Origin of the sequence: Bradyrhizobium shewense (assembly GCF_900094605.1) — a bacterium.
Taxonomy (GTDB): Bacteria; Pseudomonadota; Alphaproteobacteria; order Rhizobiales; family Xanthobacteraceae; genus Bradyrhizobium; species Bradyrhizobium shewense.
The window spans coordinates 159,741-173,155 of record NZ_FMAI01000011.1 but is presented as its reverse complement, the minus strand read 5'-3'; the positions used below and the strand labels follow the sequence as shown (position 1 = coordinate 173,155).

The 13,415-nt window shown below is 64.8% G+C and carries 17 protein-coding genes; 3 read left to right on the top strand and 14 right to left on the bottom strand.

Features of this window, described 5'->3' with window-relative positions; all coding sequences use genetic code 11:
• Nucleotides 1–11: 11 nt before the first annotated feature.
• The 14 genes from flgH to motA all read right to left on the bottom strand — a co-directional run bounded on the left by flgH (nucleotide 12) and on the right by motA (nucleotide 9,946).
• On the bottom strand, nucleotides 12–719 hold the full coding sequence (gene flgH / locus GA0061098_RS21935) for a flagellar basal body L-ring protein FlgH (protein ID WP_091960834.1): 708 nt from the start codon (nucleotides 717–719) through the stop codon (nucleotides 12–14).
• Nucleotides 716–1,492 (bottom strand): MotE family protein, encoded by a 777-nt coding sequence (locus GA0061098_RS21930; RefSeq protein ID WP_165637518.1) that lies wholly within the window; start codon nucleotides 1,490–1,492, stop codon nucleotides 716–718. The genes flgH and GA0061098_RS21930 overlap by 4 nt, the downstream gene beginning before the upstream one ends.
• 67 nt (nucleotides 1,493–1,559) lie before the next feature.
• Nucleotides 1,560–2,690: a flagellar basal body P-ring protein FlgI gene (flgI, locus tag GA0061098_RS21925; RefSeq protein ID WP_091960828.1), complete on the bottom strand. Its 1,131-nt coding sequence runs from the start codon at nucleotides 2,688–2,690 to the stop codon at nucleotides 1,560–1,562.
• Nucleotides 2,687–3,163 (bottom strand): flagellar basal body P-ring formation chaperone FlgA, encoded by a 477-nt coding sequence (gene flgA, locus GA0061098_RS21920; protein WP_091960825.1) that lies wholly within the window; start codon nucleotides 3,161–3,163, stop codon nucleotides 2,687–2,689. The genes flgI and flgA overlap by 4 nt, the downstream gene beginning before the upstream one ends.
• Nucleotides 3,164–3,176: 13 nt before the next feature.
• Complete coding sequence (gene flgG, locus GA0061098_RS21915) at nucleotides 3,177–3,965, bottom strand: flagellar basal-body rod protein FlgG (protein ID WP_018318441.1); 789 nt, start codon at nucleotides 3,963–3,965, stop codon at nucleotides 3,177–3,179.
• A gap of 17 nt (nucleotides 3,966–3,982) precedes the next feature.
• Entirely contained in the window at nucleotides 3,983–4,312 is a 330-nt protein-coding gene (gene fliE / locus GA0061098_RS21910) for a flagellar hook-basal body complex protein FliE (RefSeq protein ID WP_018318440.1), read from the bottom strand.
• A 2-nt stretch (nucleotides 4,313–4,314) separates the two neighbouring features.
• Nucleotides 4,315–4,731, bottom strand: a complete 417-nt coding sequence (flgC, locus tag GA0061098_RS21905) for a flagellar basal body rod protein FlgC (RefSeq protein ID WP_074120477.1) — start codon at nucleotides 4,729–4,731, stop codon at nucleotides 4,315–4,317.
• 11 nt (nucleotides 4,732–4,742) lie between these two features.
• The gene (gene flgB, locus GA0061098_RS21900; RefSeq protein ID WP_091960822.1) at nucleotides 4,743–5,144 is read right to left on the bottom strand and encodes a flagellar basal body rod protein FlgB; all 402 of its coding nucleotides are present in this window, start codon (nucleotides 5,142–5,144) and stop codon (nucleotides 4,743–4,745) included.
• Between the two features lie 64 nt (nucleotides 5,145–5,208).
• Nucleotides 5,209–6,294, bottom strand: a complete 1,086-nt coding sequence (gene flhB / locus GA0061098_RS21895; RefSeq protein ID WP_038970828.1) for a flagellar biosynthesis protein FlhB — start codon at nucleotides 6,292–6,294, stop codon at nucleotides 5,209–5,211.
• A 13-nt stretch (nucleotides 6,295–6,307) separates the two neighbouring features.
• The gene (locus tag GA0061098_RS21890) at nucleotides 6,308–7,348 is read right to left on the bottom strand and encodes a flagellar motor switch protein FliG (protein WP_091960819.1); all 1,041 of its coding nucleotides are present in this window, start codon (nucleotides 7,346–7,348) and stop codon (nucleotides 6,308–6,310) included.
• Nucleotides 7,349–7,350: 2 nt separating this feature from the next.
• The gene (fliN, locus tag GA0061098_RS21885; RefSeq protein ID WP_091960816.1) at nucleotides 7,351–7,740 is read right to left on the bottom strand and encodes a flagellar motor switch protein FliN; all 390 of its coding nucleotides are present in this window, start codon (nucleotides 7,738–7,740) and stop codon (nucleotides 7,351–7,353) included.
• A gap of 76 nt (nucleotides 7,741–7,816) precedes the next feature.
• Nucleotides 7,817–8,131 carry a hypothetical protein gene (locus GA0061098_RS21880; protein ID WP_091960813.1) on the bottom strand — a complete coding sequence of 105 codons (315 nt, stop codon included), beginning with the start codon at nucleotides 8,129–8,131 and terminating at the stop codon, nucleotides 7,817–7,819.
• Nucleotides 8,112–9,053: a flagellar motor switch protein FliM gene (locus tag GA0061098_RS21875; RefSeq protein ID WP_028145750.1), complete on the bottom strand. Its 942-nt coding sequence runs from the start codon at nucleotides 9,051–9,053 to the stop codon at nucleotides 8,112–8,114. Before GA0061098_RS21875 ends, GA0061098_RS21880 begins: the two co-directional genes overlap by 20 nt.
• Nucleotides 9,050–9,946 carry a flagellar motor stator protein MotA gene (gene motA, locus GA0061098_RS21870; RefSeq protein ID WP_028145751.1) on the bottom strand — a complete coding sequence of 299 codons (897 nt, stop codon included), beginning with the start codon at nucleotides 9,944–9,946 and terminating at the stop codon, nucleotides 9,050–9,052. The genes GA0061098_RS21875 and motA overlap by 4 nt, the downstream gene beginning before the upstream one ends.
• A 143-nt stretch (nucleotides 9,947–10,089) precedes the next feature.
• Between motA and GA0061098_RS21865 the strand changes: the two genes are divergently transcribed.
• From GA0061098_RS21865 to fliI, 3 genes are read left to right on the top strand one after another with little or no spacing between them, the layout of a single operon-like run.
• Nucleotides 10,090–10,875 carry a DUF1217 domain-containing protein gene (locus GA0061098_RS21865; protein ID WP_091960810.1) on the top strand — a complete coding sequence of 262 codons (786 nt, stop codon included), beginning with the start codon at nucleotides 10,090–10,092 and terminating at the stop codon, nucleotides 10,873–10,875.
• Between the two features lie 3 nt (nucleotides 10,876–10,878).
• Nucleotides 10,879–11,607 carry a flagellar basal-body rod protein FlgF gene (flgF, locus tag GA0061098_RS21860; protein WP_091960807.1) on the top strand — a complete coding sequence of 243 codons (729 nt, stop codon included), beginning with the start codon at nucleotides 10,879–10,881 and terminating at the stop codon, nucleotides 11,605–11,607.
• A 42-nt stretch (nucleotides 11,608–11,649) separates the two neighbouring features.
• Nucleotides 11,650–12,975 (top strand): flagellar protein export ATPase FliI, encoded by a 1,326-nt coding sequence (gene fliI, locus GA0061098_RS21855; protein WP_091960804.1) that lies wholly within the window; start codon nucleotides 11,650–11,652, stop codon nucleotides 12,973–12,975.
• Nucleotides 12,976–13,415 lie beyond the last annotated feature (440 nt).

Sequence of the window (13,415 nt, the reverse complement as noted above, 5' to 3'; positions counted from 1 at the left end):
CGGCGCGAACTTCAGAATGGTGCCACGGCGTCATAGATCCGATGTCCCCATCCAGGCTGCTGCACGTCGGACAGATTTCCGCGACCGCCATAGGAGACGCGGGCCTCGGCGATCTTCTCGTAGGAGATCGTGTTGGTGCGCGAGATATCGCGCGGACGCACGATGCCGCCGACGTTGAGCACGCGCATCTCCGTGTTGACGCGAAACTCCTGCGAGCCGCTGATCATCATATTGCCGTTCGGCAACACGTCGGTGACGATGGCCGCGATCGAGAGCTTGATATCCTCGGTACGATCGATCTGCCCGTTGCCCTTGATCTGGGTATTGGTGCTGAGGTTGGCGTTGGTCGATCCCTTGTCGCTCCACCCTGCGACGTCCATCAGCCAGTCGAGCCCGAACTTGACCTGCGAATCGCGCGAGCGGCCGGTCTTGTTGTCGAGCTTGGCCTTGTCCTGCATCGAGATGATCACGGTCACGACGTCGCCGGTGCGCCGGGCGCGGGGATCGCGGTAGAGGTCGGTGCCGTCGTCCCAGGTCGAGCGATAGCTGACAGGCGTGCGCATGCGCGGCGTCACCGGGATCGGATCGGCCTGGGTCCTCAGGCCGCTGCCGACCGGCGACATTTGCGGGCCGGTCAGGACCTCGGACGGATCATGGAAGCATCCGGCCAAGGGCACGGATGCCAGCACGAGCGAGAGGATGAGGATCGGCTTTTTCATCTATTGGTCTTTCCGTCATCCACGCGACGCATTCCGCCAAGCAGGTCGGCGAGGTGCGCCGCGCGTGCCGTATCCATCTCGTTGAAGATCGCGCTCGAATTCCTCGGGCTGAGCTTGGCGAGCACGGCGGCGGCGGTCTCGTCCGCCATGCCGGCAATCTGGGTCGCCGCGGCTTCGGGCTTCATGCGCGAATAGATCTCGACGACGCTGGCTTCGGCCTTCTTCAGGAAGTCATCGCGCAACGCCATCCACTTTTCGTATTCGACGCGCTTGGCCTCGACCTCGGCGATCCGCTCGCGCAGCAGGCTCTCGGCCTTTTCCAGCTCCTTGAGCTGCCAGGCCAGCCTTGCATCGACGGCAGGATCGGCGACGTTGCTGCAGAACAGGGCGACTTCGTTGTCCGCGGATGCCGCGGCCTGTGGCGGCGCAGGTTTCGGCGGTGCCGTGACGCTGCCGGGCTTGGCCGAACGCGCCGGTGGAGATGCTGGCGGAGGTGCTGCCGCCGGCGTCCCGGAAGCGGGCACCGCGCCAGTGGTCGCAGGTCCCTGGTCTTCGGCCGCCCAAGCCGTCGCCCGGATCGACGCATTGTCGCCAGGCATCGCCGTGACCGGCTGCGGCTTCTGCGGGCCGGAGGCGCGGGCGCGCGCGAAGGAGAGCAGGTTGAGCGGCTTCGATTGCTTGGCCTCATCCAGGGCCAGCACGGGCGACGCGCTCGCGAGCGCCGAGGCCGCGACCAGCAGGAGGAGTTTGGCTTTGTGATCCAGCTTCAGCATCGGGCCGCGTGCGATTCTCGCTCGAGACACGAGCATTGAGCGACCAAGCTTGCACGACGCTTGCGCATCATTGCACGATGACATCGGCCTGGAGCGCACCAGCCGTCTTGATTGCCTGCAGGATCGCGATGATGCCCGACGGTTTCAGGCCGATCTGGTTCAACCCGCGCACCAGGCGCTGCAGATCGACCCCGCTGAGGATCGCCACCTGGGATCCGGCCTCGTTGGCCTCGACCACGGTCTGCGGGACCACCACGGTCTGCCCTCGCGAAAACGGCGCCGGCTGCGACACCACGGGCATCTCCGTGACACGCACCGTCAGATTGCCGTGCGTCACGGCCACGGTCGATATCCGCACGTCGCGCCCGATCACGACCGTGCCGGTGCGCTCGTTGATCACCACCCGTGCCGGCGTATCAGGTTCGACCGTCAGTTCGCCGATCTCGGCAAGGAAGCGGACAGGGCCGATGTGGCGCGGCTTCGACAGCACGATGGTACGGTAGTCGCGCTCGAAGGCGATCTGCGCGCGGTAGCGTCCACCGGCGTAGCGGTTGATGGCGTCCAGGATGCGCGTTGCGGTGACGAAGTCGGGGTTCTTCAGCTGCAGCACCAGGAACTCCATCTCGTGGAGACTTCCCTGCACCTCGCGCTCGACCAGCGCACCGTTCGGGATGCGCCCGGCCGTCGGCGTGCCCTGACTGACGTTCTGCGCCTGGCCTCCGACGCTGTAACCGGCCACCGTGATCGCGCCCTGCGCCACCGCGTAGACGGCGCCATCCGCTGCGCGCATCGATGTCATGACCAGCGTACCGCCAAGAAGCGACGTCGCATCGCCGAGTGACGACACGGTCACGTCCATGCGCTCGCCAGGCCCGATCGAGGGCGTCAGGTCAGCAGTCACCATCACGGCCGCGACGTTGCGCGTGCGCAGCGTCGTCGGACGCGTCGGATTGTTGGTGCTCGTGGTCTCGTTCCTGACGTTGATGCCCATGTTCTCGAGCATCGATTGCAGGGACTGCTCCGTGAACGGAGCGTTGCGAAGCGTGTCGCCGGTGCCGTTCAGGCCGATGACGAGGCCGTAGCCGACGATCTGGTTTTCGCGCAGACCCTTGATGTCCGCGATGTCTTTGATGCGGACGGCGGCATGGGCGCTGGCGGCCGAAAGCAGCAGGACGAGCGCAAGCAGGATTCTGGTCATGACCCGTCCACGACCTTCACGGTGCCGTCGGGCTGGACCACGCCCCTGATGATCACCCCGGTATCCGTGTTGCGCACCGGGATGAGCGCGCCGGACGCACCCGACTGCATCGCCGAGCCGTAAGTGACGATGGACAGGCCGCTGTCTTCCACCACGACCTTGACCATGGCGCCGCGGGCGACGGTCCAGGGGTCTTCCACCGAGTTGGTTGGGATGGGCTGGCCCGGCAGCAGCGCGCGCCGCGCCATGCGGCCGACCAGGACCTGGCGCCCTTCGATGAACATGGCGACGCCGAGCAAGCTCGGCGCGAAGGCGCGCTCGGTGATCATGTCGTCCCGGATCAGCTCGCCGGCACGGATCGAAACCGCCGGCACGGGAAGCCGCTTCTCTTCGGCCTCGGCGAGCCGCGCCGAAGCCAGAACCAGCAGCACGGCGGCCAACCCGCGCACGATCAGGCCCACCCTGTTCAACATCGAGACACCGGAACTAGCGCATGCCCTTCGATACTGTCTGGGCCATTTCGTCCGAGGCCTGGATGACCTTGGCGTTCATTTCGTAGGCGCGCTGCGCCGAGATCAACTCGGTGATCTCCTTGACCGGGTCGACGTTGGAGGCTTCGAGCCATTTCTGGTTGATCTTGCCGTATCCGGAATCGCCCGGCAGGCCAACGACCGGCGTGCCCGACGCCGTGGTCTCCTTGTAGAGATTGCTGCCCAGCGGCTCGAGGCCCGCCTCGTTGGCGAAGTTGGCGAGGTTGAGCTGGCCGATCTGGCGCGGGTTCACCTCGGTATCCAGCTTGGCGAAGACCTGGCCGGTCTGGTTGACCGTGACCTCGACCGTGCCCTGCGGTATTGTGATCGCGGGATCCAGCAGATAGCCGTCGATGGTGACCAGTTGGCCGTTGGCATTGGTGTTGAACGAGCCCGCGCGGGTGTATTGCACCTCGTTGTTCGGACCGAGCACCTGGAACCAGCCGCGACCGTTGATCGCCATATCGTAGGGGTTGCCGGTCTGCGTCAGCGCGCCCTGGATGTGCAGCTTGCGGATCGCCGCCGACTTGACGCCGAGACCGAGATTGGCGCCTTCCGGGATCGGCGACGAACCGTTGACGTTCGCGACGCCCTGCATGCGGTCCATCTGGTAGAACAGATCGGTGAACTCCGCGCGGGCGCGCTTGTACGACGTCGAGTTGATGTTGGCGATGTTGTTCGCGATGACTTCGATGTTGGTCTGCTGGGCGTTCATGCCCGTGGCCGCAATGGCGAGCGATTTCACAGCTTCATTCCTTCAGATCAAATCGACATCCGGACGACTTCTTGATAGGCCTGCACGACCTTGTCGCGAACCGCGACCGCCGTCTGCAGGGCCTGCTCGGCCGACATCAGCGCCTCCACGACTTTCCGGGTAGATTCCTTGCCCTGCATCGCCGAGATCGACGCCGCTTCGCCTGCCTTGAGCGTCCCGATCGCGTCGGTCGTCACCTGCTTCATCACCGATTCGAACCCGACATCGTCGGTGGACTGAATGGCGGTCGGCGCCGCCGGCGAGATGGCCTGCGCCTCGGTCGCACGGCTCGCCGCTTGCCCAGCGGAAATCGCAGTGGATGAAATTGCCTCAAGCATTGTCAGCTCCTCAAGAGGTCGATGGTCATGCCGAGCATCGACCTCACCTGTTTCACGACCTGGAGATTGGCTTCATAGGACCGGTTGACTTCCCGCATGTCGGCCATCTCGATCATCATGTTGACGTTCGGCAGCTTGACGTAGCCGGCCTTGTCGGCAGCGGGATGTCCCGGGTCGTACTCCACGCGGTACGGCGTGGTGTCGACCCCGATCTCCTTGACCTTCGCCAGCTGCGCGCCCGAGGCGCGGTCCATGGCGGCATCGAAGGTGATGGTCTTGCGCTGATACGGATCGGCGCCGGCGGCACGCCCCGTCGAGGTCGCGTTCGCGAGATTCTCAGAAACGATGCGCATACGCGTCGACTGCGCTTCGAGCCCGGAGCTCGCGACCGTCAATGACGCTTGCAGTGAGTCCAGCATCTCAATTCACCTCAGCTCTTCGCGCTCGACAGCAGCATGCGGTGAAACGACCGCACGACTGCCGAGTTCATCGAGTAATCGCGACTGACGTCGCTGCCCTTGATCATTTCCTGCTCGAGGCTGACCGAATTGCCGGAGTGAACCACTTCCCAGCTGTCCTTCTTCGCGGTCGCCCGCGTGTCGGTCTCGGCCGCGGCCAGCTGCATGTGCGACGGCGACGTCATGGCAAGCCTCACCGGCATGCCGTCGAGCACCTTGTTGAAGGGCTCGACGTCGCGCGCCTTGAAACCGGGCGTGTTGGCGTTGGCGACGTTGGTGGCGATGGTCGACTGGCGGAGTTCGAGGTACCGCGCCTGCGACGATGCGAGTTCGAAGAGATAAAGCGGTCCCACGACAGCCCCGTTCTGGTCCATTCGGGAGAAGCCTAGGGCGTTAAGCTTTCGTCAAGCTGTTGGGCCGGACGTCGTCCTCGCAATTCTACTGGACCTTCTCGGTGCGCGACGCCTGCTTCGACTGGAGGAAGTAGATGATCTCGGCCACGGGGCGGAAGAATTCCGCCGGAATCACCTGATCGACCTGGACCGCCTCGTAGAGTGCGCGCGCCAGCGCTTTGTTCTCGATCACGGGAATCCGGTTCTGCTCGGCGACCTCGCGGATCTTCAGCGCGATCACGTCCATGCCCTTGGCCACCACGAGCGGCGCCGGATTTTCCTCGCGCTTGTAGCGCAACGCGATCGCGAAGTGCGTCGGGTTCGCGATCACCAGCGTCGCGCGCGATGCGGATGCAATCATCCGCTGCCGCGAGCGGTCGCGCGCCAGCGAGCGCAGGCGCGCCTTGATCAGCGGGTCGCCTTCCGCCTGCTTGTGCTCGTCCTTGATCTCCTGCTTGGTCATGCGTAGTTGGCGCCGCCAGTGGAAGCGCGCCCAGGCGAGATCGATCGCCACCAGGACGATGGTCGCGATGCAGATTGCCGAGACGATCCGCATCGCGATATTGAGGATCATCTCCGGCAGCGCAACCGGATCGGTGTACATCGCCTCGAACGCCTTCGCCTCCGACGCGCGCAGCACGAAGGCAACCACGGAGGTCACGGCGGCCAGCTTGAACAGCGACTTGGCGAACTCGACCAGTCCCTGCGTTCCGAACAGCCGGCTCCAGCCGCTGATCGGTGAGATTCGCGACAGGTCGGGCTTGATGCGCTCCAGCACCAGACGCGGTGCGTTTTGCAGCAGCGAGGCGGCGAGTCCGAACGCGCCGAGGGTGACGACCAGCGGCACCAGGAAGCGCAGCGCCTCGAGACCGACCACGGTGAGCAGGTTCTGTGCGTCCGCGCCGGTCGAGAGCGGGAAGCCCTCGGGATCGTCCAGGAGGTTCTTCAACGTCGGCGTCAATTGCTGCACGCCCTGGCCGATCAGGAACGCCTGAATGACCATCAGCGCGGCCATCGAGGCGAAAATAGAGGCCTCCCGAGAGACCGGGATCTTGCCCTGTTCGAGCGCATCACGGACTTTCTTCTCGGTCGGCTCTTCTGTCTTGCTCTCCTGATCGGATGATTCTGCCATGCCCGTTCAGCGGTCAGCGGAAGACCAGCTCATCCTCCTGGTCGGGGTTGAGCTCGATTTCGCCCTTCTCCGCGAGGTCGAGCGCCAGGTCGGTGATGACGCGGCGCGCCTCCAGCACATCGCGCTGGTTCGACGGCTCGCCGATGGCGAGCTCGTGCTCGACGACGCGGCGGACGCGCGAGGCGACCGCGGACAGGATCAGTTCGCGGAAATGCTTGTCGGTGCCCTTCAGCGCGACGACGATACGATCGGTCGGCACCTGGTCGAAGATCATGGTGCGCGCCTTCGGCGCCAGGTTGATGACGTCGTCGAAGGTGAACAGCAGCTCCTTCAGCACTTCGGCCGACTTCGGCCGCTTCTCCGACAGGCTCTTCAGCATGTCCTCGATATGTCCGCGCTCCATCTTGTTGATGATGTCGGCGACGCGGGCGTAGGTGTCGGCGCCGAGGTTGCGGGCGAAGTTCAGCGTCAGATCCTCGTGCAGTGTCTTCTCGAGCACCCTCATGGCGTCGTCGGCGATCGGCTTGAGGCTCAGTACGCGCCGCATCAGTTCGTTGCGCAGGCTCGAGGGCAGCTGGCTCATGACCTTGGCGGCGCAGGCCGGCTTGACCTTGGACAGGATCAGCGCCGCGGTCTGCGGATGCTCCTTAGACAGGTAGCTCGCGAGCGAGTTCTCGGACACCGACGAGACACGGTCCCACACCGACCGGCTCGAATTGCCGAGCAGGTCCGACATGATCGCCGACACCTGGTCGGCTGGAAGCACGTCGCCGAGCACCGCCTCCAAGCCACCGAGGGTGCCGAGAATGTTCGCGCCCATCGAGAATTGCTGGGCGAACTCCTCGACGATGGATTCGAGTTCTTGCGCCGTGATCGGCCGCAGCTCGGCCGCGGCCTTGGTAACGATGCGAATGTCCTGCGGCTCGAATTGCGCAAGCACGCTCGCGGCCGCCTGCCGGCCCATGGCCAGCAGGAGCGCCGCGACCTTTTCCGTACCGCCCAGCGTGGCAACGCCTCGCTGTTTTACGGGAGCGATGCCGACCTGTGCCGCCATGGTCAGCTGTCACCCTGCCCCAAGGGACCGACGATCTCCGTGAGCGAGACGCCGAAGCGGGAATTGTCCTCTTCGACGACGACCACCTCGCCGCGGGCGACGATGCGGCCGTTGACAACGACGTCGACGGGCTCGCCCACCCGGTGGTCGAGCGGAACCACCGCGCCGCGCCCGAGCTTCATCAGGTTTGCCACCGGAATGGTCGCCGATCCCAGCACCACCTGCATGGTGACCGGAATGCGCAGGATGGCATCGACGTTGGCGAACTTGCCGCTCTCCTCCGCCGTGCGCGCGGCGATCTCCGCCAGCCGCTCCAACGGAGACGCTTCGGTATGGCCCTCGTCGGCGGCCGGTGCTCGTGTGGCAGACTCATAGTCGAAGGATTGCGCCATCTGGTATCGCCTCTTGGTATTTCCGCTCCCGGAGCGCCTTGGCGTTCCGCTCGTATTGGTTCTGCCGGCTCTCGCTTCAGTGCTTGTTCACCTCAGCGCCGCCTGCGGTCGCGGCCGACGTGAGCCCGCTCCTCGCATCGAGTGCTGCGATCGCCTCATGGGCCTGATCGATCTTGGTGGTCAGCACGTTGGCGAGCCGTCCGAGATTGGCTGTGGAATCATGCGCCGCGGTGATGACAGTGTCGAAGGCGCCCGCGGTCTCGTGGACGATGGTGGAGAATTCGCCCTGGTAGCTGCGCAGCCGCGCCAGCTCGCGGTGCATCCGGGTCACCCGCATGCTGGTGAAGGCGAGCGCGATCAACAGCACGGCATCAACGAGATAGGATATCATCGACGAACTCCCGTTTCTGATCGACGGGATCGGCCACCTGCATGGCGTAATAGCCATCGAGCTGGCCGATCTGGCACCAGAACAGCACCTGGTTGTTGCTCTCGAGACGCGCCAGCGTGCGCGGCGTCGCCTCCAGCTCGAGCACCTGCCCCACCTTGAATTTCACGACGTCCTCGAGCGAAATCATCTTCTCGTCGAGCACCGCGCTCAGCGTCACCTCGGTGCGGTGAACCTCGCTCTCCATCTGCTCGCGCCAGCGCGGATCGGTCGCCCGGCCGTCGCTGACGACGACGTGAGCGAGCTTCTGCCGCAGCGGATTGAGCGCGGAGTGCGGAATGATCAGGAACATCTGGCCGCCGCGGTAGAGTGCCTGCACCATCATGTTCGCGCAGATCGACATGTTGCTGGCGCGCCCGATCGCCAGCGAGGCCATCGCCGTCTCGACCCGCTCGACGCGGAAGGTGACGTTTGACGTGCCGGCAAAGGCGCTCTGCAGCGCCTTGGCGAACCGTTCGAACAGCGCCTGGACCAGGCGAATCTCGATGTTCGAGAACGTGCGTTCGACATCGAGCGGCGGTTCCGCGCCGTCGGATCCGAACATCGCCTCGACCATCGTAAACACGAAGTCGCGGTCCAGCATGATGATGACGCGCGAGTCCCACTGCTCGGCATAGAGCACCGCCGCGACCGCGTTGCCCTCATAGTCCTTGATAATGTCGCCGAGAGGATCGTTGGTGATGCCGTTGACCGAGAAATAGCACGGCGTTCCCGCCATCGGCTGCAGGCTGTCGGTACACGATGCCGCCATGCGATCGAAGATCACATTGAGCATCGGCATGCGTTCGATCGATATGCCGGCCGCGTCCAGCAAATAGTTCGGCAGCTGCTTGCGCTGATCGACCTCGACGTCTTCCATCATCATGCGCGGGCAGCCTTGGGTTCGGGCTCGGTGACGACGGCCTTGGGACCTGCGATGGTCTCGTTCTCGACGACGTCGATCGACGGCCGCTCGGTGCTCGCGATCATCTTGCGGCCGTGCTCGACGGCGATCTGCGGCATGGCGCCGTTCATGAACGCCAGCAGCGTCTGCTTGACGATGATGTAGGGCCGGCACTTTTTCTCGCGCGTCATCTTGATCTTGATCGCGAAGGGCGAAAGGACGCCGTAGGACAGGAAGATGCCGGCGAAGGTGCCGACCAGGGCCGCGCCGATGAAGCCGCCGAGCAGCTTCGGCGACTGGTCGAGCGCGCCCATGGCCTTGATGACGCCGAGCACCGCGGCGACGATGCCCAGCGCCGGCAGCGCCTCGGACACCGTCACCAGCGCATGATAGGGCGCCAGCTTGCTCTTCACGATGGTGTGGATCTCCTCGTCCATCAGCGCCTCGATCTCGTGCGTGCGCGCGTTGCCCATGATGATGAGGCGGACGTAGTCGCAGATGAACTGGAGCAGCGAGGGGTCTCCGAGCACGCTCGGAAACGCCTTGAATATCTCGGAGGACGCGGGATCGTCGATATGGGCCTCGACTTCGTTGCGGCCCTTGCCCCTGAGCTCTCGCATCAGGGCGTGGAGCGCGCCGAGCAGATCAAGGTAGTAGCGTTGGCCGGGCACCGCGCCGGTGATGGCCTGCATGCAGGCAACCCCGGTATCCACCACCGTCTTCCACGGATTGGCGACGATGAAGGTGCCGACCGCGGTCCCCATGATGATGACGAACTCCCACGGCTGCATGAGCACGGCCAGATGCCCGCCCATGGCGGCAAATCCGCCGAGCAGCGCCGCTACCGTGATGAAAATCCCCACGAAACTGCCCAACGCGCCGCTCCATCGCCAATCCCACCGGGAATATCTAGCCGGCGAGCCTTGCGCGAAGCTGGCTTCCCGCCTCGCCAGCCCCGCGCAAGCAATCGGCGGCAGCTTGGGGCGGCGTCGCAACAGCGGCCAGAGGGGCGCGTGTCATGCTATCCACCATCGCGGACTACACCAGACTGACCAAGGACATGGGCAAGTCGCTGACGCAGGTCGCGACACAGCCGGATGTCAGCCGCGAGACCGACTATTTCCTGAGCCATATCGGCAACGTGAAGACGATCGACGACTTCCTGAAGGACTTTCGCCTCTATTCCTACGCGATGAAGGCCTTTGGCCTCAGCGACATGACCTACGCCAAGGCGTTCATGCGCAAGGTGCTGACCGAGGGTGTCGGCAACAAGAACACCTTCGCCAACAAGCTGACCGACACCCGCTACCGGGAATTCGCCACCGCCTTCAATTTCGCCGCCCTCGGCAGCAACGCGACGAAGACCACCCAGGCCACGACCGGGACGGCGACCCATTATGTCACGCAGACGATGGAGCAGAAAGCCGGTGACCAGAACGAGGGCCTGCGGCTGGCGCTCTATTTCACCCGCAAGGCGTCCACAATCACGACCGCCTACCAGGTCCTCGCGGACAAGGCGCTGACGCAGGTGGTTCAGACTGCGCTCGGCCTGCCCTCGACGATCAGCGCGGCCAACATCGACGCCCAGGCCAAGATGATCACGAACAGGGTCAAGCTCACCGATTTCCAGGACCCGGCCAAGGTCACCAAATTCGTGCAGCGCTTCGCGGCGATGTGGGATGCGACCCAGGCCCAGAGCAACAGCTCGACCAATCCCGCGCTGGTCCTGATCGGCGGCGCCAGCTCGGCCAGCATGGATATCGACATGCTCTCGAAACTTCAGTCCCTCCGGTTCGGAAAGTAGATCATGCAATCGGCCCTCTATGTGGGATTGTCGGCCCAGGTCGCTCTCGAAAAGCGCCTCCAGACGATCGCCAACAACGTCGCCAACGTCAACACGGCGGCATTCCGCACCGACGTGGTGAAGTTCGAGACCGTGCTGTCCAAGGCCGGCGCGAACCCGGTCGCCTTCTCCTCGCCCGGCGAGAACATCATCTCGCGCGAGCAAGGCAACATCACCGAGAGCGGCAATCCGCTCGACGTCGCCGTGGTCGGCCAGGGCTGGATCGCCTTCGCAGGTCCCAACGGCACGGTTTACACCCGCGACGGCCGGCTCCAGATCGCCGCCAACGGCGATCTTCAGACCGTAAGCGGCTTTCCCGTCGTCGATTCCGGCGGCGCGCAGATCACGCTGGACCCGAACGGCGGACCGGTCTCGATCTCGCGCAGCGGCGCGATCACCCAGGACAACAACGAGATCGGCACCATCGGCCTGTTCAACATCCCCGCTGACGCCAATCTCGAGCGCTACGGCAATTCCGGCGTGACGCCGGACCGGCCCGCGAGCGCCATCGCCGATTTCTCCCGCGACGGCTTCAAGCAAGGCTATGTCGAGGGCTCCGGCGCCAATCCGATGATGGAATTGACCAAACTGATCGTGGCCTCACGCGCCTTCGACGGCACCAATTCGATGATCGAGGGCACCGAGAGCTCGCTGCAGAACGCCATCCGGACGCTGGGCGAACCCGGCAAGTAGACCGCGCCCCGCGCGCATTGAGATTGAGGTTGGACGGTTTCCTTGAACGCTCTTCGGCAACTCGAGTGGGCGCTGCTGGAGCTTCAGCAGAGCACTCCCCTGGCAAGCGTCAGCGGCGCGATCTCCGAGATCGCGCCGACGCATTTCCGTGTCTCCGGCCTGTCGCGCTTCGTCAGGCTCGGCGAGCTCATCGGCGTCAATTCGGGCGGCAAGCCGCAGATCGGCGAGGTGGTGCGAATCGACAGCGAGGGCATCATCGCCAAGCCGTTCGACCGGCAGTTCGCCGGCGGCCTCGGCTCGGTCGCCTACCGGATGCCGCCCTTGTCCTTTGCGCCCGATCCGAGCTGGAAGGGTCGCGTCATCAACGCTCTCGGTGCGCCGCTGGATGGATTGGGGCCCCTCACGCCGGGCCCACAAGCGGTCTCGGCGGAGGCTGAGGCGCCGTCGGCGATGAAGCGCGCACGCGTGCACAAGCCGCTGCGCACCGGCGTACGTGTCATCGATTTGTTCGCGCCGATCTGCGCCGGCCAGCGCGTCGGCATCTTTGCCGGCTCCGGCGTCGGCAAATCGACGCTGCTTGCGATGCTCGCCCGCAGCCAGGGTTTCGATACAGTCGTACTGGCCCTGGTCGGCGAGCGCGGCCGCGAGGTGCGCGAGTTCATCGAGGATGTGCTGGGCAACGATCGCCAGCGCGCCGTCACCATCGTGTCGACCGGAGACGAAAGCCCGATGATGCGGCGGCTGGCGCCGAAGACGGCCATGGCGTTCGCGGAATATTTCCGCGACCGGGGCGAATCGGTGCTGCTCATGGTCGATTCGATCACGCGTTTCGCCCACGCCGCCCGCGAGGTCGCGCTCGCCGCCGGCGAGCCTGCGGTCGCGCGCGGCTACGCGCCGACGGTCTTCACCGATCTGCCGCGCCTCCTGGAGCGCGCCGGGCCCGGCGAGGAAGGTTCCGGCACCATCACCGGGATCTTCTCGGTGCTGGTCGACGGCGACGATCACAACGAGCCGATCGCCGATACCATCCGCAGCACGCTCGATGGGCACATCGTGCTCTCCAGGCACATTGCCGACCAGGCGCGCTATCCGGCCGTCGATGTGCTGGCTTCGGTCTCGCGCCTCGCCCACAACGTCTGGGATCCCGAAGAGCGCGAATTGGTCAGCAAGCTGCGCGCCTTGATCGCCAAATACGAGGACACCCGCGACCTTCGCCTGATGGGCGGCTATCAGTCGGGACGTGATTCGGGCCTCGACCAGGCGGTCGACATGGTTCCGAGAATCTACGGCGCGATGCGGCAAGACGCTTCGGCTCCGCCGAGTGCCGATCCGTTCCGCGAGCTGCGGGACATGCTCAAGGGCGAATAGCAGCGCGAGAGGCCGCGACCGCCGGCAACATGCGCCGCTATCCTGCTCCTGCCCGTTGTTTTCGACAGGAGATTGCGCATGCCGCCACGCCGCCGGCGCATGCGCCGCACGGCCGTCGCCGGTTTTCCGTCCTAAGCGCCGTCACCACTCGGGTGAGAACAGCGGACGACAGCGCTAGAAGCGACCGCACCGGCGATTCTGCGAGCATAACGGTCAACAACCGACGCGTGTAGTTCCTCCGAGTTCCCTTGACGATTCTCCGGCTCCACCCACAAGTTGTGGATGACGTGCCGAACTCATCGTCGTCGTGCACAAGCTTCGATCAATTTGCGTCGATCACGGTCAGCAGGATGCCGTGCAATCATGGCGTCGCAGAATTGAGTGCATGTTGCTTGCCGGGCAGCGTATTGCGTTCACTATCATGTGTCCCGATGAGCGAG